The following is a 25323-nucleotide window of genomic DNA, read 5'->3' on the forward strand; positions in this document are numbered from 1 at the left end:
CCTGGGGTTGTGCGGGGGGTGGGGGGGATTGGGGGTGGCTGGCGCCCCGGCGGCGGCGCGGATTATACGTTACCGCCCCGCCCCCTTTGGGGCGCGTCCAGTGCACGTACCTCAAGGGGCGCGGGGAACTGCGCGACCAGCCCCCACGCACCCGCAGCCGACCGCGAGACCCAAGCCCCCGACCCCGCCCAGTCAGCCCGCGACAAACGTGCCGGCCGCCTTGTCGTGCCAGCACTGGCGCCACGGGCGGTCGAACAGGCACCAGGCGACGCCGACCACGCCGACGACCAGGAGGCCGGGGACGCTGTAGACCAGCCAGCGGCGCAGCGCGGCGCCGAAGGACGGGGACTCGTGGGCCTCGATGTCCCGTACCTCCAGGCCGAGCAGCCGCTTGCCCAGGGTGCGGCCGCACTTGGCGGTGGGCAGCGCCTCGTAGACGACGCCGAAGACGAGCAGCACGGCCAGGACGATGCCCAGGTACAGGGACGTCGTGCCGTCGAGCAGCCAGACCGTGACCGTCTCACCGGAGAGCTTCGCCTGGTCGATCTTGTCGTTGACGTGGTCGATCGCCCTGGTGCCGAGCGGTACGGCGGCAACCCCGGTGACCCCTGCGAGGACGACGGTGTCGATCAGCCGGGCGGCCAGCCGCTTGCCGAGCCCGGCGGGCCGGGCCTCCGACTGGCGCCGCGCGGCGGCCTGGAACACGTCCTCGACCGGCGGCTTCCACGGCGCGACGGGCTGCTCCTCGCCGCCCTCGCCGGCCAGCCGGTGCACCTGCTGCGCCCATGAGGACTGACCGCCGCCGGGACCGGCCGCGACCGGCGCGGCGGGCTGCGGCGCGGCAGCCTGGTGGGGAACGGGCGCCTGGTGGGGAACGGCCGGACCGGCCGGGCCCGGGGGAGCCTGCGGGGACGGAGCCGGCGCGCCCGCCCGGGCGGCGGCCGCCTTCCCGGCGCCGAATCCGGGCCCGCCCGGAGCGGCGGCACCGCCGGGCTGCGCGCCTCCGCGCGGCTTGACGGCGCGGAAGGTCATGGTGCCCTGGTCGTCATCGGCGGAAGGCGCGGGCGCGGGAGCGGGGGCGGGCGCAGGGGCGGGGATGCCGCCCGTGGCCGGGGCGCCCTGCGGGCCCGCCGTCGGGCGGCGGAAGACGAAGGTGTTGCCGCCCCGGCCCTCCGCCTCGCCGGACGCGGCCTCCGCCGGGACGTCCGCCCGCGCGGCACCGGCACCGCCGCCACCCGCGCCGGAGCCCGCGTCGGCGGGGGCGGCGTCACCGGACGGCCCCTCCTGCCGGGCGTGCGGGATCCTCGGGTCCGTGCCCTGGGCCGGGCCCGGCCAGGCGACGGGCCGGCCCGGGGCGTCCGGGTGGCCGGAGCGGTGGGCGCGGTCGGCGCCCCAGGCCGTCGCGGGTTCGGGACGGCTGCCGTGCTGGGACGCCGCGGGCGGCTGTTCCGCGACCGGGTCCTCGTCGAAGAAGTGCGGGCCGGTCTCCTCGACGGAGGCCGGCGCGCCGGGCGGCGGCGCGAGCGACTCGCCGTCCTTGGGGGCGGGCCGGCTGGTGCCCGACACCCAGGAGGCGCCGTTCCAGTACCGGACATATCCGGGAATGGAGGGGTCCGGGTAATACCCTTCACGGGGCCTGTCGTCGCCGGGGGCCGGGGTTGGGGCGCTCATGTCCGTCGTCCCGTATCTGCTCGGGGGTTGATAGAGGGGCACCAAACATCTATCAGACGGGCGCAATCCGCACCGCCGGTCCCGCCGGACCCGCCCCTTTCCGGGCAACCTCGTGCATGGACCTTCACACCTGGGACAGAGGTGGTGGGAAAAAAGTTCCGCGAACCCGCGTAACGCTCGCGGCTCCGGCCGCTCTCACTCGTGCGGGCCCGCTCCGGGCGGCCCGTGCGGATCCGTACGAGAGAGGAACAACCCGCCATGCACCCCACCGTCGTGGAACGCGAACTGGAGCTGAGGCTCATCCTGTCCCCCGAGCGCGGCATCGCCGTGCCGGCCCTGCTCGGCTACCACACGGACGACCCCTACGCCGTGCACATCACCTTCCACATCGACTCGGGCCACCCGGTGCACTGGACGTTCGCGCGCGATCTGCTGGTGGAGGGGGTCTTCCGGCCGTTCGGGCACGGGGACGTGCGGGTGTGGCCGTCGAAGGCGGAGGGCCGCAGCGTCGTACTGATGGCGCTGAGCAGCCCCGACGGGGACGCCCTCCTGGAGGCGCCCACCCCCCAGGTGTCGGCCTGGCTGGAGCGGACGCTGCGCGCCGTGCCGCCGGGCACCGAGGGCGGGCAGCTCGGCATCGACGACGGGCTGGCCGAGCTGCTCGCCCGGTGAGGCCCGCCGCGGGTCAGAAGAGCTTGCCGGGGTTGAGGATGCCCAGCGGGTCGAAGACGTTCTTGACGGCCCGCTGCATCTCCAGCCCCACCGGGCCGATCTCGCGGGCCAGCCACTCCTTCTTCAGGACGCCCACTCCGTGCTCGCCGGTGATGGTGCCGCCCAGTTCCAGGCCGAGGGCCATGATCTCGTCGAAGGACTCGCGGGCCCGCCGTGACTCGTCGGGGTCCCGCGCGTCGAAGCAGACGGTGGGGTGGGTGTTGCCGTCGCCCGCGTGGCAGCAGACGCCGATGGTGAGGTCGTACTTCGCGGCGACGCGCTCGATGCCCTCCAGCATGTCGCCGAGCCGGGAGCGCGGCACGCACACGTCGTCGATCATCGTGGTGCCCTTGACCGCCTCCAGCGCCGTGAGGGACAGGCGCCGCGCCTGGAGGAGGAGTTCGGACTCGGCCGCGTCGTCGGCGGGCACCACCTGGGTGGCACCGGCGGCCTCGCACAGCGCGCCGACGGCGGCGAGGTCGGCGGCCGGGTCGTTGGTGTCGAAGGCGGCCAGGAGCAGGGCCTCGGTGGTCTCCGGCAGCCCCATGTGGGCGAGGTCGTTGACCGCCTTGACGGTCGTACGGTCCATCAGTTCGAGGAGGGACGGCACGTGTCCTCCCTCCATGATCCGGCAGACCGCGTCGCAGGCGGCGGACGCGGAGGCGAACTCGGCGGCCAGCACCAGCTGCTCGGGCGGCTCGGGGCGCAGCGCGAGGACGGCGCGTACGACGATGCCGAGGGAGCCCTCGGAGCCGACGAACAGGCGGGTGAGGTCGTATCCGGCGACGCCCTTGGCGGTGCGGCGCCCGGTGGACATCAGGCGGCCGTCGGCGAGGACGACGTCCAGGCCGAGGACGTACTCGGCGGTCACCCCGTACTTGACGCAGCACAGGCCGCCGGAGGCGGTGCCGATGTTGCCGCCGATGGTGCACATCTCCCAGCTGGAGGGGTCCGGCGGGTAGTAGAGCCCGTGCTCGTTCACCGCGCGGGAGAGCGTCGCGTTGACGACGCCCGGCTCGACGACGGCGACGCGGTCGACCGGGTTGATCTCCAGGATGCGGTCCATCCTGGTCAGGGAGAGCACGACGCAGCCGTCGGTGGCGTTGGCCGCGCCGGACAGACCGGTGCGGGCGCCCTGCGGGACGACCGGGACGCGCAGCTCGGTGGCGGTGCGCATGACGTGCTGGACGTCCTCGACGGTGCGCGGCAGGACGACCACCGCGGGGACGCCGGACGGGCAGAAGCTCGCCATGTCGTTGGCGTAGGAGGCCGTGACGTCGGGGTCGGTGAGGACGGCCTCGGCGGACAGCCCGGCGAGCAGACTCTCGACGAGAGAGCTGCTGACCGCCGGGGCTGCGTCAGCTGCGTCAGCTCCGTCAGCTCCGTCTGCTCCGCCGGCTTCGTCGCGAGGCGCTTCGATACGGCTCATGATCACAGGGTTGCACCCGGGGCCATCGGTGTGAACCCCGTGGACGGCCCCGGCGCCAGCCCGGGTGGGCTCGTCATATGGGCGCACAGTGGGCGCCATGGAGATCGAACACGGGTGGCGTTCCCGCCGCACGCGCCGGGTGCTGATCGCCTCCGTCGCCGGCGCCGTCGTACTCGGCGGGGTCCTGGTGCTGCTGCCCTGGGGCGGGGGTGATGCTCCCCCGCCCGCGCCGGGGCCGGCGGCGCTGGCGCGCGGGGCCGTCACCACGGGCGTGCCGGCCGCGCTGGGGGACCTGGCGGTGCTGATCGGCGACCGGGAGTCGCACCTGCGGGCGAATCCGCTGGACGGGGTGTCGTGGGCGGTGCTGGGGACGGCCTACGTCGAGCAGGGCCGCCGGACGGCGGACACCGCGAACTGGGCGAAGGCCGAGAAGGCGCTGAACACCTCGCTGAAGGTCGGGGCGGAGCGCAATCCGCAGGCCCTGGAGGGGCTGGCGGCGCTGGCGGTCGCGCGCCGGGACTTCCCCGCGGCGAAGAAGTGGGGCGAGCGCGCGGCCAAGGCGGCGCCGAAGCGGTGGACGGCGCACGCGGTGTTGATCGACGCGTACACCGGGGTCGGCGACCACAAGGGCGTCGGCCGGGCCCTGGACAAGATGCTGGAGCTGCGTGCGGGCACACCGGCCGTGAAGGCGCGGGCCGCGGCCGTGTACCGGGACCGGGGCTGGCGGGAGGACGCGGCGGCGCAGATCTCCGACGCGGCGGCCGCGGCCCGGGCGCCGGCCGAGCGGGCCGCGTATCTGGAGCAGGCCGGGCGGCTGGCGTTCGAACGCGGGGACCTTCAGGGGGCGCTGCGGTTCTTCCAGGAGGCGCTGCGCACCGACCCCGACCAGCGGGCCGCGCAGGCCGGGCAGGGCCGGGCGATGGCGGCGCTGGGCAGGACGACGGACGCGCTGACCGCGTACCAGGCGGCGCTGGCCAAGCGGCCGAGCCCCGAGTACGCCCTGGAGCTGGGCGAGCTGTACGAGTCGCTGGGGCTCGGGCAGGCCGCGCGGGTGCAGTACGACCTGCTGCGCGCGCGGGTGCGCGGCGCCGAGGCGGCCGGGGCCGACGAGGAGCTGGTGCTGGGGCGGTTCGAGGCGGACCACGGGGACCCGGCGGCGGCGGTGCGGCGGCTGCGGGCCGAGTGGGAGCGGCAGCCGGGGACGGCGGTCGCCGACGCGCTGGGCTGGGCGCTGCACCGAAGTGGTGAGCACGAGGAGGCGCTGGAGTTCGCGAACATCGCGACGGACGGCGGGAAGGGCGGCGGGGTGCGCAGCGCCCTGCACGTGTTCCACCGGGGTGTCATCGAGAAGGAGCTGGAGCGGTACGGGCCCGCGGGGCGGCATCTGCGGGAGGCGCTGATGATCAACCCGCACTTCTCGCCGCTGCGGGCGCCGGAGGCGGAGCGGGCGCTGAAGGAGCTGGGCGAGCCCTCGGAGGAGGGCCCGCCCGGGGAGTGACCCGGGTCGCCCCGCTCGCCCCGCTCGCCCCGCTCGCCCCGCTCGCCCCGCTCGCCCCGGTCGCCCCGGTCGCCCCGGTCGTCAGAGGTTGCCGCGCTTCTCCTGCTCGCGCTCGATCGCCTCGAACAGGGCCTTGAAGTTGCCCTTGCCGAAGCCCATGGAGCCGTGCCGCTCGATCATCTCGAAGAAGACGGTCGGGCGGTCCTGGACCGGCTTGGTGAAGATCTGCAGCAGGTAGCCGTCCTCGTCCCGGTCGACGAGGATCTTCAGCTCCCGCAGGGTCTCGACGGGCACCCGGGTCTCGCCGGCCCACTCGCCGAGCGTGTCGTAGTACGAGTCGGGCGTGTCCAGGAACTGGACGCCGGCCGCGCGCATGGAGCGGACGGTCTGCACGATGTCGTTGGTGTTCAGCGCGATGTGCTGGACGCCCGCGCCGCCGTAGAACTCCAGGTACTCGTCGATCTGGGACTTCTTCTTGGCGATCGCGGGCTCGTTGATCGGGAACTTGACCTTGAGGGTGCCGTCGGCCACGACCTTCGACATCAGCGCGCTGTACTCGGTGGCGATGTCGTCGCCCACGAACTCCTTCATGTTCGTGAAGCCCATGACCTTGTTGTAGAAGCCGACCCACTCGTTCATCCGGCCGAGTTCGACGTTGCCGACGCAGTGGTCGACGGCCTGGAAGGTACGCCGGGCGGGCGGCTCGACCATGGGGTCGGCGGCGGCGTAGCCGGGCAGGTAGGGGCCGTCGTATCCGGTGCGCTCGACGAGCGTGTGGCGGGTCTCGCCGTAGGTGGCGATCGCGGCGAGGACGACGGTGCCGTGCTCGTCCTTGACCTCGTGGGGCTCGGCGAGCGAGCGGGCGCCGTGCTCGACGGCGTACGCGTGGGCGGCGCGGGCGTCCGGCACCTCGATGGCGAGGTCGACGACGCCGTCGCCGTGCTCGGCCACGTGCTGGGTGAGGAAGGTGCCCCACTCGGTGGACGGCTTGATCACCGAGGTGAACACGAAGCGGGCGGAGCCGCTCTCCAGGACGTAGCTCGCGGTCTCCCGGCTGCCGTTCTCCGGTCCGGAGTACGCGACCAGCTTCATGCCGAAGGCGGTGGAGTAGTAGTGCGCGGCCTGCTTGGCGTTGCCCACGGCGAAGACGACCGCGTCCATTCCCTTGACCGGGAAGGGATCGGCCTGCCGGGCGGTGTCGGGAGTGTGGTGTGTGGTCTGCGTCATGGTCGCAGGTTCTCCCCTGCCTGCAAGGTGCGCAATAGTTCGCATCTTCAGTGGGCAACCTGACCAGTGATACGCCGGTCTATGCGGGCGATCTGTACAGGATGACTAGCCGGGATGACCGGCCGGGAGGGTGCGGCCATGGCGGGTACGGGGATCGATCGGCTGGACGGGCGGATCATCGGGCTGCTGGCCCGGGAGCCGCGGATCGGGGTGCTGGAGATGTCCCGGCGGCTCGGGGTCGCGCGGGGCACCGCGCAGGCCCGCCTTGACCGGCTTCAGTCGAACGGAGTCATCCGCGGCTTCGGTCCCGAGGTGGACCCGGCGGCCCTCGGCTACCCGGTCACCGCGTTCGCGACGCTCCAGATCCGGCAGGGTCAAGGGGCCGACGTACGGGCGCACTTGGCGACCGTGCCGGAGGTGCTGGAGCTGCACACCACCACCGGTACCGGGGACATGCTGTGCCGGCTGGTGGCCCGCTCGAACGCCGATCTCCAGCGTGTGATCGACCTGGTCGTCGGTTTTGATGGCATCGTCCGGGCCTCCACGGCGATCGTCATGGAGAACCCCGTCCCGCTGCGGATCATCCCGCTGGTGGAGCAGGCGGCCGAGGACACCGGCAGAGGCGACTGAGACCGACCCGATCCCGGAGGTGAGCGGACGTGAACTTCTGGGACTTCCTGGGCAGCCGCCACCAGCAGTTGCTCGCGGACGCCTATCAGCACGCCAGCGCCGTCTTCCAGTGCATGGTGGTGGCGACGCTGCTCGGGGTGCTGATCGGCGTGGTCACCTACCGCAGCGAGTGGGCGGGGAGCCTGGCGACCCTGTCCACGTCGACCATCCTCACCATCCCGTCGCTGGCCATGATCGGTCTGCTCATCCCGATCGTGGGTCTGGGCGTGCCGCCGACGGTGACGGCCCTGACCCTGTACGGGCTGCTGCCGATCGTGCGGAACTCGATCGTCGGCCTTCGCGGGGTCGACCCGGCGCTGGTGGACGCGGCCAAGGGCATCGGGATGTCGCGCCCGGCCCGGCTGCTGCGGGTGGAGCTGCCGCTGGCCTGGCCGCCGATCCTCACCGGCATCCGGGTCTCGACCCAGATGCTGATGGGCATCGCCGCGATCGCCGCCTACGCCTCCGGCCCCGGCCTCGGCAACGAGATCTTCCGCGGCATCGCCTCGCTGGGCAGCAAGAACGCGCTCAACCAGGTGCTCGCGGGCACGCTCGGGATCATCATCCTGGCGCTTCTGTTCGACGCCGCGTACGTCCTGCTCGGACGCCTGACCATTCCCAGGGGGATCCGTGCCTGAGACGACCGGGACCACCGCCGCGGCCGACGGGGGCGAAGCCACCACCCGGGCCGCCACCGGCGCCACCGGCGCCACCATCGAGCTGGAGTCCCTCACCAAGCTCTACCCCGGCAACCCGCAGCCGGCCGTCGAGAACGTGTCGATGGAGATCAAGGCCGGCGAGACGGTCATCTTCGTCGGCCCCTCGGGCTGCGGGAAGTCCACCACCCTGAAGATGATCAACCGGCTGATCGAGCCCAGCGGCGGACGCATCCGCATCAACGGCGAGGACGTCACCGACATCGACCCGGTCAAGCTGCGCCGCAAGGTCGGCTACGCGATCCAGGCCTCCGGCCTCTTCCCGCACATGACCGTCGCCCAGAACATCGCCCTCGTGCCGAGGATGATCGGCTGGTCGAAGACGCGGATCAGGTCGCGGGTGGAGGAGATGCTGGACCTGGTCGGTCTCGACCCCGGGGAGTTCCACAACCGCTATCCGCGCCAGCTGTCCGGCGGCCAGCAGCAGCGAGTGGGCGTGGCCAGGGCGCTGGCGGCCGATCCGCCCGTACTGCTGATGGACGAGCCGTTCGGCGCGGTCGACCCGATCACCCGGGACCACCTCCAGGACGAGCTGATCCGGCTTCAGCACGAGCTGCACAAGACGATCGTCTTCGTCACCCACGACTTCGACGAGGCGATCAAGCTGGGCGACCGGATCGCCGTACTGCGCGAACGCTCGCACATCGCGCAGTTCGACACCCCGGAGGCGATCCTCACCAACCCGGCGGACGACTTCGTCTCGGGTTTCGTGGGCGCGGGTGCGGCGCTGAAGCGGCTGAACCTGAGCCGGGTGCGGGACGTGGCGGTCACCGACTACCCGACGGTGACCGTGGAGGACCCGCTCCAGCACATCTTCGACCGGCTCCGGGACGCGGGCACCAACGAGATCCTGCTCCTCGACCGGCGCGGCCGGCCCTACAAGTGGCTGCGGCGCGGCGACCTGATGCGGGCCAGGGGTTCACTCGCGCGGGCCGGGACGCTGGTCCACGACACGGTGACCCGGGACGCGACGCTGCGGGACGCGCTGGAGGCGGTGCTGACCGACAACACGGGGCGGGTCGCGGTGACCGGGCGGCGCGGAGAGTACACGGGCGTCGTCGACATGGAGACGCTGATGAACTCCGTGCACGAGCTGCTGGAGGCCGACCGGCTGGACGCGCTGGAGCACCAGCACGACCTGGAGGAGACCCGGAGCGGGCAGACCCATGCCGAGCAGGAGGGCTTCGGAGGGATCGGGGGCCGGGCATGAGCGGTTCCTCCCGGACCCCCGGCGGGCGGCGTTCCGAGGGTGAGCACGAGGTCAGGGGCGTCGCCTTCCGGGACGACGAAGCGGACGAGGCGGAGCACGAGGCCGAGCAGGAGCCGAGGCGGCCGGCCCCGGCGGCGGCACAGTCCCGGGTCGGCTGGCGGAAGCTGACCTTCCTGCCGGTGGTCCTGATCGCCGTACTGCTGGCGACCTGGCTGTGGTTCCGGCAGGCGGACCTGGACGCGCTCAGCCGGAACGCGCTGTCGAACGGGCAGGTCAACAAAGCGCTGTGGCAGCACGTGCAGCTCACGGTGATCTCCACCTTCTTCGTGCTGATCATCGCGATCCCGCTGGGCATCCTGCTGACCCGCCGAAAGTTCCGCAAGGCCACGCCGGTGGCGATGGCGTTCGCCAACATGGGCCAAGCGACCCCCGCGATCGGCCTGCTCGCGCTGCTGGTGATCTGGCTGGGCATCGGCCGCCGGGCCGCCCTGATCGGCATCATCATCTACGCCGTGCTCCCCGTGCTCTCCAACACCATCGCCGGCCTGAAGGCGAACGACCCGACGCTCCTGGAGGCGGCCCGCGGCATCGGCATGTCCCCGCTGGGCGTGCTCACGCGGGTGGAACTCCCCCTGGCCGTTCCCCTCATCCTGGCCGGCGTGCGCACGGCCCTCGTCCTGAACGTCGGTACGGCGACGCTGGCGACCTTCGGCGGGGGCGGCGGCCTGGGCGTGCTGATCACCACCGGGATCACCAGCCAGCGGATGCCGGTACTGGTGCTCGGATCGGTCCTCACCGTGGCCCTCGCGCTGCTGGTGGACTGGCTGGCCTCACTGGCGGAGCTGCTGCTGCGGCCGCGGGGCCTGGAGGTGGGGACATGAGACGGTCCGGAGCCGTGGCCATGAGCAGGCGTACGTACCTTCTGCTGGCCGCCTCCGTCCTGGTGGCCTCCGCCGGCTGCGGCCTGACCAGCGGCTCCCCCATGGTCGACGACGTGGGGCCCGGCTCCATCGGGCAGGGCCGGCCGCTGGAGGGCGCCGATCTCACGGTCACCTCCAAGGAGTTCACCGAGCAACTGGTACTCGGCGCGATCATGGGCATCGCCTTCGAGGCGGCCGGTGCCGAGGTGCTCGACCGCACCGGCATCCAGGGCTCCGTCGGCACCCGCGCGGCTGGAGAACGGCGACGCCGACGCCACGTACGAGTACACGGGCACCGCATGGATCACGTACCTGGGCAACAGCAAGCCGATTCCCGACCCTCGGAAGCAGTGGCAGGCGGTGAAGGACGCCGACGCGAAGAAGGGGCTGACGTGGCTGCCGCCGGCGCCGATGAACAACACGTACGCGCTGGCGATGAACCAGTCGAACTACAAGAAGTACAGGACGAAGACGCTCTCGGAGGTCGCCCAGCTGTCGAAGTCGGACCCGGGCGCGGTGACGCTGTGCGTGGAGGGCGAGTTCGCCAACCGCGCGGACGGGCTGCCGGGGCTGGAGGAGGCGTACGGGATGTCCCTTCCGGCCGGGAACGTCACGCAGATGGACACCGGCATCATCTACACCCAGACCGCGAAGGGCGCCTGCACCTACGGCGAGGTCTTCACCACCGACGGCCGGATCAAGTCGATGAACCTGGTGGTGATGGAGGACGACCGCAAGTTCTTCCCGAACTACAACGCGGCCCCCATGGTCCGCACCGCCACCCTGAAGGCGTGGCCCGCGATCGCCTCGGTCCTCGACCCGGTCACCAAGGCGCTGACCAACGACGTCGCGCAGACCCTGAACGCGAAGGTCGACGTGGACGGCGAGGATCCGCACCAGGTGGCGCTGGACTGGCTGAAGGAAAAGGGCTTCGTGGTGGAGGGATAGATCCCCGGGTACTCAGCAGCTGGGCACGCCGCCCTTGCCGCTCTCCAGGGCCGTGAGGGAGTCGACGGCGCCCTTGAGGGTGGTGACCGGGATCAGCCGCAGGCCCTTCGGTAGCTCGGCCCGCGCGTCCGAGCACTCGGCCTTCGGTACGAGGAAGACGGTCGCCCCGTCCCGCCGCGCGGCCTGCGTCTTCAGCGGCACGCCACCCACGGCACCGACCTTGCCGCCGGTGGTGATGGTGCCGGTACCGGCGATGACCTCGCCGCCGGTGAGGTCGCCGGTGCCGAGTTTGTCGACGATGCCGAGGGAGAAGAGCAGCCCGGCGCTGGGCCCGCCGACGTCCTCCAGGCGCAGATCGACGTCGATGTCCTGGCCGTCGAGGCGCAGGTAGTCCAGGGCGGCCGCGGTCGCCGCGTCCTGGGACTCCTTCATCTGCTCCTGGTTGTACTGCTCGATCTCGCTCACGTCGTCGCCGCTCGGGTAGACGGCGTCGCGCGGCATCACGGCCCGGTCGGTGTCGAACCAACTGTCGACCACGTCACCGAGGCGGACACGCGCGTCCGGCCCGGTCGCCTCGATCGTGGTCATCCGCAACTGCCCGCTCGCCTCGTGCGTCGGCGCCCCCTTGATCGTGATCACCTCGGCCCCCTGATTCTCCCCGAGCACGTCCGCCGTCAGCCCCGGCTGCGCCACGGAGAACGGCAACGGCGCGAACACGGCGACGGCAAGCAGCGCCACGACAGGGAGGCCGCAGGCGGTGAGGAACTGGGGGCGCGTGAGACGAGAGGGCACGGGGTCAATCTAACGCGAGGCCGCTGCCGCTCCGGCTGCGGGCAGGCCCGCGACTCCTTGAGAGCACGCTGCTCAATGCCATTCCGCAGGATCGAGAGAGGCCGCGACGAAGCCGTCCCCCTGGGAAACGATCAGATCCGGCTGCTCCACCAGCCGCGCCACCCTGCCGGGGTCGAATTCACGGAACTCGAACACGAAATGCTCCGAAATAGCGGGCCGATCCAGCGGGAATCCGTCGAGGTCGACCGACGAGTTCGCCCGGTCGGCACCCTGGCAGAGAACCGACACGAAGAGGGGGAAGTAGTCCGCATCCAGAAGCCGATCCGCCTCTTGAATCACACCCACGGTCCCACTGCCGCCCGTGACCTCTTCACACAGGTCGTCCAGGCAGTCGACCATGAATCATCCTGAGTACCCCCGCCAGCGCACGCACATCAACAACAACCGTATGCCCGACCGCATCAGCAGAGCGGCCGAAGGTCCAACTCGGCCCGGACCGTTTTGCCGGGCAGGGCGACGCCCCGTGCGACGCGGTCGACGACTTCCCAGCGGTCGGCGAGGGCGTCGACCAGGAGCAGGCCTCGGCCGGTGTCGTCCAGCAGCTTCGGGGGCGGCGCTTCCCCGCGTGCGGGTGGCCTGAGTTCCGCTCGGGTGTCGGAGACCTCGATGTGGAGGTGGACGTGCGGGGCGTGGGTGAGGCGCAGTTCGAAGTCCCGGCCCGGGACGCGGCCGTGGGTCACGGCGTTGGCCGCCAGCTCCCCGACGATCAGTGTGGCGGTGTCGGACAGGGCGGTCCTGTACGGGATGCCCCATGCCTGGAGCTGGGTGGCCGCGAGGTGCCGGGCGAGGCGGGCGCCGAGCGGGGTGGAGCTGAAGCGCTGGGTGAACATACGTACGGTGAGTGGGAGTTGGTGGGGCGGGAGTGGCGTCATGGGGTCACCGTGACGTTCGGCCGGGCGGTCCGCCAGGTCGGCTACTCGTACGCTCGGTCAGCGTACGAGTACGAAGAGTGGACAGTGGTGGTAACGGGCTGTAAGCCTGGGCGCCTTCGGAGTGTGCGGCGGGGATCACGTGCGGAAGGTGGCCGCCATGGCGGACGGTGCGGTGGATGCGGGCGTGGTCGGCGGGGGCGGTGAGCCCGACGTGTCCGACAGCCTCAGGACGTTCGGGGCCGTGGTCAAGGGGTTCCGGAGGCGGGCCGGAATGACGCAGGAGGAGTTGGCCGAGCGGGTTCGGTACTCCGTGCAGACCGTGGCGTCGGTCGAGCAGGGGCGGCGGTTTCCCACGCTTGAGTACGTCCGGCGGGCCGAGGACGTGCTGGACGCGGCCGGCATCCTCAGCGGGGCTGTGCAGCATCTGTCGCGGCAGCCGGGGCTCGCGAGCTGGTTCCGGCAATGGGCGAAGCTGGAGGCGACAGCGATCAGCCTCTACACGTACGAGTGCCGCGTGATGCCGGGTCTGTTGCAGACGGAGGCGTACGCACGGGCGGTGTCACTGAACGTGCCGCCGGTGCCGGACACAGACGAACTGGATCAGCGGATCGCCGCGCGGTTGGCACGGCAGGAGTTGCTGTCGGTGGCTCGGAAGCCGCCGGCCGCGTTCACCTTCATCGTGGAAGAGGCGGTGCTGGTACGGGAGACGGGCGGGGAGGAGGTGACACAGAGGCTGCTCGACCATGTGATGGGCGTGGTGGAGCAGCATTGGAACGTGGAGGTGCAGGTGATGCCGTTGCGGCAGCCGGCGCATGCGGGGATGGACGGACCGCTTCAACTGCTGGAGACGCCCGAGAACGAGTGGTTCGGGTACTCGGAAGGACAAGAGAACGGCCGTCTCATCACGGCCCGGAAAGAGATCAGCATCCTCCAACAGCGGTATGCGAAACTGCGCTCGCAGGCTCTCACCCCGGCGGACTCCCTGAGCCTGCTGAAGCGAATGCGAGGAGCGCTATGAGCACGTCCGAACTGGCCTGGTTCAAGAGCAGTTACAGCGGCTCGCAGGGGGACAGCTGCATCGAGGTGGCCATCGAGCCCACTGGCGCTTCAGGGGTCCGCGTCCGGGACTCCAAGCAAACGCGCGGCCCCCAGCTCGCCCTCTCCCCCGCCGTCTGGAGCGACTTCGTCGCCTACGCCTCACACGGCTGAAGCAAGGCACGTCACCGCAGCGCCTCCGCCACCTCCCGGGCCGCGTGCATCACGCGTTCGCCCACTCGTTCCGGGACCACGTCGGAGAGCATGACCACGCCCACGCTGCCCTCCACGCCCGTCACCCCGAGCAGCGGCGCGGCCGCCCCGCAGGCGCCGGCCTCCAGTTCGCCGTGGGTCAGGGTGTAGCCGGGGGTGTCCGCCGTGTCGTCGGACGGCTGCATCGGCTGGCGGGCGGAGAGGATGGCCTTGCCGGCGGCGCCGCGTTCCAGGGGGTGGCGGAAGCCGGCGCGGTAGGCGACGTGGTAGTCGGTCCAGGTGGGTTCGACGACGGCCACGGCCAGGGCTTCCGCGCCGTCCACCAGGGTCAGGTGGGCCGTCGCCCCGATGTCCTCGGCCAGCGAGCGCAGGGCCGGCATGGCCGCCTCGCGGACGAGGGGGTGCACCTGGCGGCCCAGGCCCAGTACTCCGAGTCCGACCCTGGCGCGGCCGCCCAGGTCACGGCGTACGAGTGCGTGCTGTTCCAGCGTGGCGAGCAACCGGTATACGACAGTCCGGTTCACGCCCAGTTTGTGGGACAGCTCGGTGACGGTCAGCCCGTGGTCCGTGTCGGCCAGCAGCTTGAGGACACGCAGTCCCCGGTCGAGCGTCTGAGAGGTCTCCGCGGTCACGACGCCCACTCCTTAGTGGTGAGGTCGGCGGCCCCATCGCGGCAATGCGTCACCGAGTCCCGTCAGTGACGCGCTTCAGAGGCCGCCGATCGGCTGACGGTCCGGCCTCTTACCCGGGCCCCGTCGCTTCACGGCTGCGCTCCGCGGCGGCGCTGCCACGGGGCGTGTGCGTAGCGGGACAGTAACGACCAGGTCCGCTCAGCGGAAGGCTCCGTCCAGAATCCGGGCGGCAACCGTTATGCACTGCCGGTGTTTGTCCCGGTACGTACCGCACACGCCTCCGAGGGATGGCGGCGTCACTTCATGCGCGTCGCCCACTCCTGCACCTTGGCGATGCGCTGGCGCAGCTGTCCGCCGGTGGCCTCGGCGCTGGGCGGGCCGCCGCAGACGCGGCGCAGTTCGGTGTGGATCACGCCGTGCGGCTTGCCGCTCTGGTGGACGTAGGCGCCGACCATGGTGTTGAGCTGCTTGCGCAGCTCCATCAGCTCCTTGTGGGAGACGACCGGGCGCCGCTCGGCGGGCAGTTCGAGCAGGTCGGCCTCGTCGTCGGGCTTCTTGCGGCTGTGCGCGATCTGGCGGGCCTGGCGCTTCTGGAGGAGGAGTTGGACCTGGTCGGGCTCCAGCAGGCCCGGGATGCCGAGGTAGTCCTGCTCCTCCTCGCTCCCGGGGTGGGCCTGCATGCCGAACTCGGCGCCGTTGTACATGACCCGGTCGAAGGTGGCCTCGGACTCCAGCGCCTCGAAGGAGAACTGCTCCTGCTCGCCGGTGTCCTCGTCCTGCTCCCGGTTCGCCTCGTCCATCTCCTTCTCGGACTCGGCGTACGGGTCCTCCTCGCCGTCCTTCTTGGGCTTGTCGAGGACGTGGTCGCGCTCGCGCTCCATCTCGTTCGCGAAAGTGAGCAGGTCGGGCACGGTGGGGAGGAAGACGGAGGCGGTCTCGCCGCGGCGCCTGGAGCGGACGAAGCGGCCCACTGCCTGGGCGAAGAAGAGGGGCGTGGAGATCGTGGTGGCGTAGACGCCTACCGCCAGGCGCGGCACGTCGACGCCCTCGGACACCATGCGGACGGCGACCATCCAGCGGGCGGTGCTCTGACTGAAGGTGTCGATGTTCTTGGACGCGCCCACGTCGTCGGAGAGTACGACGGTGGCCTTGTCGCCGGTGATCTCGCGGATCAGCTTGGCGTAGGAGCGGGCGGCGTCCTGGTCGGCGGCGATGACGAGGGCGCCGGCGTCGGGGATGGCCTTGCGGACCTCGGTGAGCCGCTGGTCGGCGGCGCGCAGTACGGCGGGCATCCACTCGCCGCGCGGGTCGAGCGCGGTGCGCCAGGCCTGGCTGACGGCGTCCTTGGTCATCGGCTCGCCGAGCCGCGCCGCGATCTCGTCGCCCGCCTTCGTGCGCCAGCGCATGTTGCCGCTGTAGCTCATGAAGATGACGGGGCGCACGACGCCGTCGGCGAGCGCGGAGCCGTACCCGTACGTGTAGTCGGCGGCGGAGCGGCGGATGCCGTCGTCGCCCTCCTCGTACTGGACGAAGGGGATCGGGTTGGTGTCCGACCGGAAGGGCGTGCCGGTGAGCGCGAGGCGCCGGGTGGCCGGTTCGAACGCCTCCAGGCAGGCCTCGCCCCAGGACTTGGAGTCGCCGGCGTGGTGGATCTCGTCGAGGATGACGAGGGTCTTGCGCTGCTCGACGCGGTTGCGGTGCAGCATGGGGCGCACGCCGACGCCCGCGTACGTGATGGCGATGCCGTGGTACTCGCGGCTGAGCGGGCCGGCGCTGTACTCGGGGTCGAGCTTGATGCCTATCCGGGCCGCGGCCTCCGCCCACTGCTTCTTCAGGTGCTCGGTCGGCGCGACCACGGTCACCTGCTGCACGACGTGATGGTGCAGCAGCCAGGACGCCAGCGTCAGCGCGAACGTGGTCTTTCCGGCGCCGGGGGTGGCGACCGCCAGGAAGTCCCGGGGCTGTTCCTGGAGGTACTTCTCCATCGCCCCCTCCTGCCAGGCCCGCAGCTTGCTGGCGGTGCCCCAGGGGGCACGGCCGGGGAAGGCCGGGGACAGGTGGTGCGAGGTGCTGGAGCTGGCGGTGGTAGTCACGGTCTCCGAAGGGGGTAGAACGGCTCGGCCACGTATGACAACCGGGCCACCCTACCGGCGCCCCGGCACGATCGACGCGCGCACCGGGGCAGGCCACCCTCGGGTGGGACGGACGTCACATCGACGGTTCGGACAGCTCCCGTAGCGCCTCGGAGATGGTCTTGACCTCGTCCACGTCACCGGTGGCCACCGCGATCACCAGGCGTTCGGCGGCATCGATGTCCGGACGCGGTTGCACACCGTTCATCGCCAGGAAGACGACGCACGAGGTCCACGCCGTCCGTTTGTTCCCGTCGACGAAGGGTCGATTGATCGCGAGTGACTGCAGGAGTGCCGCAGCCTTGTCGAGCAGGTCCGGGTACGCCTCCTGCCCGAACATGGCCGCCGACGGGCGATGTACGGCCGACTCCAGCAGGCCCGCGTCACGGACGACGACGTCCTGGTCGTCGACTGCGAGGTCGGCGATGGCCAGAACGTCCTCGGCCGTCAGATAGATGCAGGTCACTTGAGCCGCTCCAACAGTTCGGCCCACTTCGCGGTCTGCTCCTTGGCGGCCTTGCGCACGAGTGCTTCGTGAGCCGTCCGGCCCAGATAATCGTCAACGGCCCTGAGCAGTATCGCGTGCATGCTGACGCCCTCCTCCTCGGCACGCAGCTTGAGGGCTTCGGTCTGGTCGTCGCGCAGACGCAGGTTCATGGCCATACCAAAACGGTACCAACGAGTGGGGTCAGACTGGTACCACTCAGGAGGATGCCGTCCGCAGCCGTGTCGCCACCCACGCCCCCACCAGCGCCACGCCCGCCATCGGCAGGAACACCGCCGCGAAGGCCGCCGGATGGGAGCCGGTCGCCTGCGTGGCCGCGTGGCTGACCGTGCCGCCGCCGAGGGCCGCGAAGGCCGCTCCGCCGACCGACAGCAGGACGACGTTGGAGAGGCCGTCGGAGATCTGGAGGGCGGCGGAGTTGCTGCCGGCCTCCTCGGGGGCGGAGAGCTTGAGCAGGAGCACGCTGGTGGAGGAGATCACCAGGCCCATCCCGAAGCAGCCGAAGCCCCAGGCGACGGCCACCGTCCAGGCGGGTACGGCGTCGATCAGCACGCTGGGTGCCGTGGTGATGGCCGCCGCCACCAGGACCATGCCGAGGGCCATCAGGCGCTCACGGTGGGGTTCCAGCCGCGGCCGGGACTGCAGCCAGGACCCCGCGGCCCAGGTCGCGCCGCCCGCCGCGAGGGACAGGCCGGCCAGCGTCGGGCTGAGGCCGCGCTGGGTGACCAGCATCAGCGGCACGAAGGACTCGGCGGCGATGAACGACCCGGCGGCGACCCCGCGCAGCAGCACCACGGAGGGCAGGCCGCGCACCGCCCGGTAGGTGCCGCGCGGCAGCAGGCCGAGGACGGCCGGGACGAGCAGCGCCACGCCGACCGCGCCGGGCAGCAGCGAGACCCAGCGCAGGTCCTGGGCGGCGTACTGGAGCAGGCCCGCGCCCAGCGAGATGGCGAGGGCGAGCCGGATGCGGCGGCGGTCGAAGGAGGCGGGCGCGTCCCCGCCGCCGACGGCACCGGACGCGCGGGCGCGTATCTGCGGCAGCGCGAGCGCCAGCGGGAAGACGACCAGCACCGGGATGCCGACGAACACCCAGCGCCAGCCGAGGTGCTCGGTCACCGCGCCGGAGGCGAGCGGGCCGACGATCGACGGGACGACCCAGCCCGCCGCGAACGCCGCCATGATCGCGGGCCGCAGCCGCTCCGGGTAGGCCCGCCCGACGACGACGTACAGGGCGACGATCACCAGGCCGCCGCCGAGCCCCTGCACGGCCCGCCCGAGGATGAACAGCCACATCGCGCCGGCCGTCCCGGACAGCACGAGACCCACCGCGAAGGCGGCGATGCCGCAGGTCAGCGGTGCCAGCGGGCCCCGCCGGTCCGACCACTGGCCGGAGAGCACCATCCCGAACAGACTCGTCGTGAAGTACCCCGAGAACGCGAACGCGTACAGCGACACCCCGTCCAGCTCCCGCGCCGCCACCGGCATCGCCGTACCGACCGCCGTCGCCTCGAAGGCGATCAGCACGATGACGGAGACGATGCCGATACTCAGCGCCCGGTAGGCGCGGCTCAGCACGGTCTCGTCGGGAACGGCGGGGGCGCCGGCGGTCACGGCGGGGACGGCGACATCGGTGTCGCGGGGCTCAGGGACGGTCATGGTCGCCAGAGTAAGGGCCACAGCACCTCTTGACCCCTGTCGGGAGGCGGTACGGGACCGGGACCTTGGTCGTACGACCACGCCCCGTACCGGCGGGTCACGAGTTACGCGGGTTCGAATCCCGCCACGGCCTCCAAGGCTGCCGCGCGGTGCAGCAGCCACAGGCTGAAGACGAGGGTGGAGACGTCCGGGGTGAGGGGGCGCGGGTCCGCGTCGGCCGGGTGCCAGGTCGAGACCGCGCCCGTCGCGCCGTCGACCACCACGTCGGTGCCGTCGGGCAGCCGGCCCAGCCGGACGAGGTGGGCGGGCGGCTCGTCCGGGGACTCCGTGCCGTAGTACTCCGCGAGGGTCGGCAGGGCCATCCCGTCGGTGTCCGCGAGGAGCGGGAAGGTGTCCTCCGGCAGGCCCGTCTCCCGCAGGAAGCGGCGGGTGGGCTCGTGGGTGAGGGCCGGCGGGAAGTCGATGTCCTCGAAGCGGGCCACCCGGCCCCGGCCGAACTCCCGGGTCAGCAGCCGGTAGGGCAGATCCAGGGCGAGGCCGGACGCCGTGCGCCGGCCCGCCGACAGGAGCAGACAGCCGATCAGCGCCGCCGACGTCCAGAACAGCGGCGTCTCGCGCCCCGGCGGCACCGGGCAGCGGGACGGCTCCCGGACCGAGGCCGTGGTGAGGCGGGCCAGGGTCAGCAGGGACGGCACGCGCGGTGGTGCGTGCGTCGTGTCCGTCGTGTCCGTCGTGACCGCGTGCATCGTCTCCCCCGAGTGTGCTTGAGCGCGGTGGGAGCGGCAGTCGTTCCCACCGCTTCGCAGCCTAGGGCCTGCCACTGACAACGCCCCGTCGCACGGGACCCGTCCGTCCCGTCACGTAGGACGCGTCCCGTGCCGCGCGCGTTGCCTCCCGGGCGGGGGGCGTCAGTTCGCCGTGACCACCGCGGCCTGGGGCCGGATCGGGAGCCGGTTCACCGGGCGGCCCGTGGCCGCGCGTACGGCGGAGGCGACGGCCGCCGGGGAGGCCACCACCGGCACCGCGCTGACCGCCTTCGCGCCGAAGGGGGCGACCACGTCGCGTTCCTCGACGAGCTTCACGATCCGGATGTCCGGGGTGTCAAGGGCGGTCGGGAGGGCGTAGCCGGTCAGGTCGGGGTGGCGGATCAGGCCGCGCGGGGTGCGGAGGTTCTCGGTGAGCGCGATGCCGACGCCCTGGGTGACGCCCGCCTCGATCCGGGCGGTCAGCTGGGCCGGGTTGAGCACCCGGCCCACGTCCTGTGCGACGGCCAGTTCCACCACCCGTACCGAGCCGATCTCGATGTCGACGTCGACCACCGCGCGGATCGCGCAGAAGGACATGCCGACGAAGGCGTCACCCTGGCCGGTCTCGTCCAGCGGTTCGGTCGGGTGCGGACGGCACTGGGCGGTGGCCCACAGTTCCTTGCCGTCCAGCGCCTCGGCGACCGTGGTCGACAGCACGCCGTCGTACGAGGTGATCTTGCCGTCGGTGATCTGGAGCAGCTCGGTCGACATCCCGAACTGGTGCGCCAGGGGCTGGAGGAGCTGGGTGCGGACCATCTTGGCCGCCCGTTCCACCGCGCCGCCGGACACCCAGGTGTGGCGGCCGCGGCAGCCCGCGCCGGCCGGGGGCTGGTCGGTGTCGACGGGCGCCACCTGCACGTCGTCGACGCCGAGGGTGTCCTGCACGATCTGCCGGGCGAGCGTGGTGAAGCCCTGGCCGGTCTCGACGGCCGCGCACAGCACCGTCGCCACGCCGTCCTGGACCTTCACGGTGGCGGTGGAGACCTCGTCCGCGCCCTCGGCGCCGAGCATGTGCACCATGCCGATGCCGTAGCCCACACCCCGGCGCACCGCGCCCGGTTCGCCCGCGCCCTCGGGGCCGCCGGGCAGCAGCCACTCGTCCTCGGGTGTGTCCTTGGGCAGCGCGGGGAGCGGGAAGTCGCGTACGGCCTGGAGGAGTTCGGCGACCGGGGCGGGGCAGGTGACGGTCTGGCCGGTGGGGAGCACGTCCCCGGTGGCCAGCACGTTGCGCAGCCGCACCTCGGCCGGGTCGAGGCCGAGCTTCTTTGCGACCTTGTCCATCTGCGCCTCGTAGGCGGCGCAGACCTGCATGGCGCCCTCGCCGCGCACATGGCCGGAGGGCGGGTTGTTGGTGCGTACGGCCCAGCCCTCGATGAAGGCGTTCGGGACGACGTACGGCCCGCAGGCGAAGGCGACGGCGGCGGCCAGGGCGTCCGACGAGGTGTCGGCGTAGGCGCCCGCGTCGAGCAGGATCTGCGCCTCGACCTTCACCACCCGGCCCTCGGCGTCCGCGTGGTGGCGGTAGCGCAGGAGGGTGGGGTGCCGGTGGGTGTGGCCGAGGAAGGACTCCTCGCGCGTGGCGGTGAGTTTCACCGGGCAGCCGGTCTTCAGCGCGAGCAGGCCGAGGGGGAGTTGGAAGCCCTGGTCCTCGCGGTCGGCGGTGGCGCCCGGCACCCCGGTGACGACGATCTTCACCTGTTCGGGCGTCAGGCCGTAGCACTCGGCGGCCGAGTCCCGGTCGCCGTGCGGGTCGGTGGAGGCCAGGTACAGCTCCACGCCGCCGTCGGGGCGCGGTACGGCCAGGCCCGCCTCGGCTCCTATCGGCGCCGGGTCCTGGCGGCCGATGCGGTAGAGGCCCTCGACGACGATCTCGCCGGCCGCGTCCGGGTCGCCGTGGCGCAGCGGGATGTGCCGGATCAGGTTGCCGTCGGGGTGCAGCGGCTCGGCCTCGAAGGCCTGCTCGGGGTCGATCACCGGGTCGAGCACCTCGTACTCGACGGTGACGGCGGCGGCGGCCATCCGCGCGGTGTCGGGGTGGTCGGCGGCGACGGCGGCGAGGGGCTCGCCGTGGTGGCGTACCACCTCGGAGGCGAAGACCGGGCGGTCGGCCCGGCCGCGTCCGTGCAGCACGGCGCCGGGCACGTCTTCGTGGGTGACGACCGCGCGGACGCCGGGCATCTCCCGCGCGTGGGTGGTGTCGATGGACACGATGCGCGCGTGCGGGTGCGGTGAGCGCAGTACGGCCGCCCACAACAGGCCCTCGGCCCACAGGTCGGCGGCGTACGGGAAGGTGCCCTCCGTCTTGGCGCGGGCGTCGGCGGGCGGCAGGGACGCGCCGAGGCCGTGCGGGATCGGCTCGGGGGCGGGGGGCGCCGCCTCGGCTGGTCCCGCGGCCTCCGCAGTCGCGGCGTCGTTGCTCACGCGTGGCCTCCGTCCTGGCCGTGGTGCCGGTCGTACGGCTGGTCACCGTGCGGTCCGTCGCCGTAGGGCTGGTCGTGCGGTGCCGGGGCGTCCGGCGCGCCGGGCGGTGGCTGGGACTCGAAGGCCGACGCGTGGACGCCGCCCGCGCCCGGACCGGCCTGGTGCGGGATGCGGGGCTCGTCGCCGTCCGCGGCGGTGTGCGCGTCGGCGCCGGCGTGTGTCTCGCGCTCGGCGACGACCTCCTGGACCGCCTCCAGGACACCGCGGTACCCGGAGCAGCGGCACAGGTTGCCGCACAGGGCCTGGCGGGCCTCCAGATCGGTCGGCGCCGGGTTGCCCTCCAGGAGGTTGTGCACGGTCATCGCCATGCCGGGCACGCAGAAGCCGCACTGCACCGCACCGCGCCGGGCGAGCGCCCGCTGCACGTCCGACGGCTGCCCGTCGGCGGCCAGGCCCTCGACCGTACGCACCTCGCTGCCGGCCGCGGTCACGGACGGGACCAGGCAGGAGGCGACGAGACGTCCGTCGACCTGCACGTTGCAGGCGCCGCACTCGCCCTGCGAGCAGCCGTCCTTGGCGCCCGCGAGGCCGAGCCGCTCCCGCAGCACGTAGAGCAGCGACTCGCCGATCCAGGCGTCGGTGACGGGCCGGTCGGCGCCGTTGACCCGCAGCACGTACGAGGCGAGGGGGTGCTCGTCGTGCGCGGCGGCGGGGGCGCGCTCGTCGTCGGCCGGCGGGGCGGCCTGTACGTCGGCCCGCACAGCGGTACGGGTCTCGGCCGGGTCGGTGCGGTCGGCCGGGTCGGCCGGGTCGGCCGGGTCCGTCGGGCGCTCGGCCTGGGCGGCGGAACCGGTCCGGCCGGCCTGGTCGTTCCGGTCGTTCTGGTCACTCCGGTCGGTCCGGTCGGTCCGGTCGGTCCGGTCGGTCGAGGCGACCTGGCCCGTCGGACCGGTGGGGTCGCTCGGCTCGGAAGGGTCGGCTCCGTCGGCCGGGTCGGTCCGGTCACCGGGTCCGACGGCCGGGCCCGTCACGGGCCCCTCTGCGACCTCCGGGGCGGATTCCGCGATGGCGGCGTCCTCCGCGGTGCCCGCCGAGCGCCCAGCGGGGCTCTCAGGGGCCTCCTCGGCACCACGGGGACCGTCGGTCGCCGTGTCGTCGGCCGCCGGTGCCACGGGGGCCGCCCCCGGGGCCGGTTCGGCGGGTGCGTGGGCGTACGGATCGGCAGGGTGTTCGGGCGCGCGGGAAATACTGGACGTCAGCTGCTCGTCGCCGCCCGGTCCGGCCTCCGCCGCCCGGTCGCCCCACGGCTGCCCGGCGGGCTGGGTCGCCCAGGGCGCGGGGGCGCCGCCGGGCAGGGTGGCCGGAGCGCCGGTGCCCCACTGCTCGGCCAGGGACGAGGTGGTGAACTCGCCCGACTCGTCCGGCAGGTCGCCGCCGGCGACGGGGATGGACCACTGTCCGGTCACGTCCTGGCCGGACCCCGGCTCCGCGTCCTCGGGGGGCGCGGCCTCGGAGAAGTCCCACTGGCCGGTGGCGCCGGGCCGGTAGGTGAACCGTTCGCCGTCGCCGTGCCCGGCGTTCGCGTCGTAGGGCGCGGCTCCGCCGTAGGGGTCGTGCGGCGGCGGGTAGTCGGCATAGCCCTGCTGAGCGGCGTGCTCCTGCCCGGTGTCCGGCACCTGCCACTGGGTGCCGTCCACGGGGGCGGACGGCATCGTCCAGGAGCCGGTGGCGGCCGGGTCGGTGCCGGTGGCGGGCGTGACCGTGATCTGCGGCGGCACGTAACCGTGTCCGGGTGCGGCGAGCGGGCTGTCGGAGGAGGCGAGGAGCGCGTCCACGCCGCCCTCGGGGAGCTTCACGAAGGCGGTGGCGCCGTCGTCGTAGTCGCCCTGGGGCAGCGGGTCCCAGCGGCCGCCGCTCGGGGGCGTGCCCTGTCCGTGGCGGTCGTCGTACCGGTCGTCGTACCGGTCGCCGTGCCGGTCGTCGTACCGGTCGCCGTGCCGGTCGTCGTACCGGTCGCCGTGCCGGTCGTCGTACCGGTCGCCGTGCCGGTCGCCGTGCTGGTCGTCGGTCACGACAGCGCCCTCCCCAGTGCTCGTCGGGCCAGCGCGGCGACGGTGCGCCGCAGGTGCAGTACGGCGGGCGGGAGCTGCGCCACGGAGCCGTCCTCGGCCGGGACCGGGTCGGGGATGCAGGCGGCGGCGACGTACTCGCCGAAGCCGTGCAGCGCCTCCGGGACGATCGCGCGGCCGTTGTCCCAGTCGATGAGCGAGGCCACCCACTGCTCGGCCTCCAGGGGCCGCAGCGGCATCGGCGCGATGGCGCCCACGGCACAGCGCACCCCGCGCCGGGCGGGGTCGAGGACCAGCGCGACGGAGGCCGTAGCTCGGCCCGGACCGGTGCGTCCGGTCGCCTTCAGGAAGACCTGCGGCGCGTGCAGCAGCGGCATGCGCACGTAGCCGATCAGCTCGCCCGCGCGGAGCATCTCCATGCCGGCCAGCAGGTGCGAGACCGGCATCTCCCGGCGGGCCCCGTCCGGGCCCGCGATGATCAGCGTCGCCTCCAGGGCGGCCAGCACCGGCAGCGCGTCCCCTGTGGGGGCGGCCGAGGCGATGTTGCCGCCCAGGGTGCCGGCGTTGCGGATCTGCGGCGGTCCGGCCGCACGCGCGGCGGCGGCGAGCGCCGGGATGAGCGCGGCGAAGTCGGGGCGGCCCATGCGGGCGTGGGTGAGGCCCGCGCCGAGCAGCGCGTGGCCGTCCTGGTACTGCCAGCCGCGGATCTCGCTGATCCGGCCGAGACCCACCAGCGCGGCGGGCCTGAGCTGGCCGGAGTTGACCGCGGCCATCAGGTCGGTGCCGCCCGCGACGGGCACGGCGGCCGGCATGGCGGCCAGCGCCGCCACGGCCTCGTCCAGAGTCGTGGGCAGCGTGACGGCCTGCGCCGCCTGCGGTGCGTGCGTGGTCAAACCGACTGCCCCTTCCCGCTGTCCCACCTGGTCCCGCCCATGTGGCCGTACGGTACGACCTGACAGGGCGGACGTGGCAACTCTGGCACATCTTTGCAGGGCCCGAACGCAGGGGTCCGCTAGGAGGCATTCGCCCGACTTGCCCATAAGGCTGCGGGTTTACCTGGGGATATCCGGCGATCGGAACTACGCGCGATGCGTGCGAGTTGCCACTCTCAGGTGACGTTCAGGGGCTTTC

The 25323-nt window shown here is 72.7% G+C and carries 23 protein-coding genes and 1 pseudogene; 9 read left to right on the plus strand and 15 right to left on the minus strand.

Annotated features, from left to right (window positions below; all coding sequences use genetic code 11):
- Positions 1–192: 192 nt before the first annotated feature.
- On the minus strand, positions 193–1671 hold the full coding sequence (locus ACFWR9_RS24005) for an RDD family protein (RefSeq protein ID WP_383845530.1): 1479 nt from the start codon (positions 1669–1671) through the stop codon (positions 193–195).
- Between the two features lie 258 nt (positions 1672–1929).
- Between ACFWR9_RS24005 and ACFWR9_RS24010 the strand changes: the two genes are divergently transcribed.
- The gene (locus ACFWR9_RS24010; RefSeq protein ID WP_383845532.1) at positions 1930–2343 is read left to right on the plus strand and encodes an SsgA family sporulation/cell division regulator; all 414 of its coding nucleotides are present in this window, start codon (positions 1930–1932) and stop codon (positions 2341–2343) included.
- A 13-nt stretch (positions 2344–2356) separates the two neighbouring features.
- On the opposite strand, the gene ACFWR9_RS24015 is transcribed toward ACFWR9_RS24010, so the two are convergent.
- Positions 2357–3817, minus strand: coding sequence for an FAD-binding oxidoreductase (locus ACFWR9_RS24015; RefSeq protein WP_383845534.1), 1461 nt, complete (start codon positions 3815–3817; stop codon positions 2357–2359).
- 91 nt (positions 3818–3908) lie between these two features.
- Here ACFWR9_RS24015 and ACFWR9_RS24020 point away from each other — a divergent pair, with 91 nt between their 5' ends.
- Positions 3909–5309 carry a tetratricopeptide repeat protein gene (locus ACFWR9_RS24020; RefSeq protein ID WP_383845535.1) on the plus strand — a complete coding sequence of 467 codons (1401 nt, stop codon included), beginning with the start codon at positions 3909–3911 and terminating at the stop codon, positions 5307–5309.
- Positions 5310–5390: 81 nt separating this feature from the next.
- Here ACFWR9_RS24020 and hppD read toward each other — a convergent pair whose 3' ends face one another.
- Positions 5391–6536: a 4-hydroxyphenylpyruvate dioxygenase gene (gene hppD, locus ACFWR9_RS24025; protein ID WP_125495259.1), complete on the minus strand. Its 1146-nt coding sequence runs from the start codon at positions 6534–6536 to the stop codon at positions 5391–5393.
- Positions 6537–6650: 114 nt separating this feature from the next.
- Here hppD and ACFWR9_RS24030 point away from each other — a divergent pair, with 114 nt between their 5' ends.
- The 5 genes and pseudogenes from ACFWR9_RS24030 (at position 6651) to ACFWR9_RS24050 (ending at position 10999) form a co-directional block, all read left to right on the plus strand.
- Complete coding sequence (locus ACFWR9_RS24030; RefSeq protein WP_383845538.1) at positions 6651–7166, plus strand: Lrp/AsnC family transcriptional regulator; 516 nt, start codon at positions 6651–6653, stop codon at positions 7164–7166.
- Positions 7167–7195: 29 nt separating this feature from the next.
- Positions 7196–7843 (plus strand): ABC transporter permease, encoded by a 648-nt coding sequence (locus ACFWR9_RS24035; protein WP_383845539.1) that lies wholly within the window; start codon positions 7196–7198, stop codon positions 7841–7843.
- On the plus strand, positions 7836–9131 hold the full coding sequence (locus ACFWR9_RS24040; RefSeq protein ID WP_383845541.1) for a betaine/proline/choline family ABC transporter ATP-binding protein: 1296 nt from the start codon (positions 7836–7838) through the stop codon (positions 9129–9131). The genes ACFWR9_RS24035 and ACFWR9_RS24040 overlap by 8 nt, the downstream gene beginning before the upstream one ends.
- Positions 9128–10012, plus strand: a complete 885-nt coding sequence (locus ACFWR9_RS24045; protein WP_383845543.1) for an ABC transporter permease — start codon at positions 9128–9130, stop codon at positions 10010–10012. Before ACFWR9_RS24040 ends, ACFWR9_RS24045 begins: the two co-directional genes overlap by 4 nt.
- Before the next feature lie 20 nt (positions 10013–10032).
- Positions 10033–10999: pseudogene (locus ACFWR9_RS24050) on the plus strand (glycine betaine ABC transporter substrate-binding protein).
- A gap of 12 nt (positions 11000–11011) precedes the next feature.
- Here ACFWR9_RS24050 and ACFWR9_RS24055 read toward each other — a convergent pair.
- From ACFWR9_RS24055 to ACFWR9_RS24065, 3 genes are all read right to left on the minus strand, one after another.
- On the minus strand, positions 11012–11791 hold the full coding sequence (locus ACFWR9_RS24055) for a S16 family serine protease (RefSeq protein ID WP_383845545.1): 780 nt from the start codon (positions 11789–11791) through the stop codon (positions 11012–11014).
- Between the two features lie 72 nt (positions 11792–11863).
- Positions 11864–12190 carry a hypothetical protein gene (locus tag ACFWR9_RS24060; RefSeq protein ID WP_383845546.1) on the minus strand — a complete coding sequence of 109 codons (327 nt, stop codon included), beginning with the start codon at positions 12188–12190 and terminating at the stop codon, positions 11864–11866.
- Between the two features lie 62 nt (positions 12191–12252).
- Complete coding sequence (locus ACFWR9_RS24065) at positions 12253–12723, minus strand: ATP-binding protein (protein WP_383845548.1); 471 nt, start codon at positions 12721–12723, stop codon at positions 12253–12255.
- Between the two features lie 157 nt (positions 12724–12880).
- Here ACFWR9_RS24065 and ACFWR9_RS24070 point away from each other — a divergent pair, with 157 nt between their 5' ends.
- Positions 12881–13741: a Scr1 family TA system antitoxin-like transcriptional regulator gene (locus tag ACFWR9_RS24070; protein ID WP_383845549.1), complete on the plus strand. Its 861-nt coding sequence runs from the start codon at positions 12881–12883 to the stop codon at positions 13739–13741.
- Complete coding sequence (locus tag ACFWR9_RS24075) at positions 13738–13932, plus strand: DUF397 domain-containing protein (protein ID WP_383845551.1); 195 nt, start codon at positions 13738–13740, stop codon at positions 13930–13932. The genes ACFWR9_RS24070 and ACFWR9_RS24075 overlap by 4 nt, the downstream gene beginning before the upstream one ends.
- 11 nt (positions 13933–13943) lie before the next feature.
- On the opposite strand, the gene ACFWR9_RS24080 is transcribed toward ACFWR9_RS24075, so the two are convergent.
- From ACFWR9_RS24080 to ACFWR9_RS24120, 9 genes are all read right to left on the minus strand, one after another.
- Positions 13944–14603 carry an IclR family transcriptional regulator gene (locus ACFWR9_RS24080; protein WP_383845553.1) on the minus strand — a complete coding sequence of 220 codons (660 nt, stop codon included), beginning with the start codon at positions 14601–14603 and terminating at the stop codon, positions 13944–13946.
- A 296-nt stretch (positions 14604–14899) separates the two neighbouring features.
- The gene (locus ACFWR9_RS24085) at positions 14900–16696 is read right to left on the minus strand and encodes a DEAD/DEAH box helicase (RefSeq protein ID WP_383845555.1); all 1797 of its coding nucleotides are present in this window, start codon (positions 16694–16696) and stop codon (positions 14900–14902) included.
- Positions 16697–16811: 115 nt separating this feature from the next.
- On the minus strand, positions 16812–17201 hold the full coding sequence (locus tag ACFWR9_RS24090) for a type II toxin-antitoxin system death-on-curing family toxin (RefSeq protein WP_383845557.1): 390 nt from the start codon (positions 17199–17201) through the stop codon (positions 16812–16814).
- On the minus strand, positions 17198–17398 hold the full coding sequence (locus ACFWR9_RS24095) for a CopG family transcriptional regulator (RefSeq protein WP_383845559.1): 201 nt from the start codon (positions 17396–17398) through the stop codon (positions 17198–17200). Before ACFWR9_RS24095 ends, ACFWR9_RS24090 begins: the two co-directional genes overlap by 4 nt.
- Positions 17399–17438: 40 nt before the next feature.
- Complete coding sequence (locus tag ACFWR9_RS24100) at positions 17439–18896, minus strand: MFS transporter (RefSeq protein ID WP_383845561.1); 1458 nt, start codon at positions 18894–18896, stop codon at positions 17439–17441.
- 104 nt (positions 18897–19000) lie between these two features.
- The gene (locus ACFWR9_RS24105; RefSeq protein WP_383845563.1) at positions 19001–19642 is read right to left on the minus strand and encodes an SUKH-4 family immunity protein; all 642 of its coding nucleotides are present in this window, start codon (positions 19640–19642) and stop codon (positions 19001–19003) included.
- Positions 19643–19804: 162 nt separating this feature from the next.
- Complete coding sequence (locus ACFWR9_RS24110) at positions 19805–22123, minus strand: xanthine dehydrogenase family protein molybdopterin-binding subunit (protein WP_383845565.1); 2319 nt, start codon at positions 22121–22123, stop codon at positions 19805–19807.
- The gene (locus tag ACFWR9_RS24115; protein ID WP_383845584.1) at positions 22120–24018 is read right to left on the minus strand and encodes a 2Fe-2S iron-sulfur cluster-binding protein; all 1899 of its coding nucleotides are present in this window, start codon (positions 24016–24018) and stop codon (positions 22120–22122) included. Before ACFWR9_RS24115 ends, ACFWR9_RS24110 begins: the two co-directional genes overlap by 4 nt.
- 173 nt (positions 24019–24191) lie before the next feature.
- Positions 24192–25085 (minus strand): FAD binding domain-containing protein, encoded by an 894-nt coding sequence (locus ACFWR9_RS24120; RefSeq protein ID WP_383845567.1) that lies wholly within the window; start codon positions 25083–25085, stop codon positions 24192–24194.
- Between the last annotated feature and the right edge of the window lie 238 nt (positions 25086–25323).

The organism is Streptomyces sp. NPDC058534 (assembly GCF_042717365.1).
GTDB lineage: Bacteria > Actinomycetota > Actinomycetes > Streptomycetales > Streptomycetaceae > Streptomyces.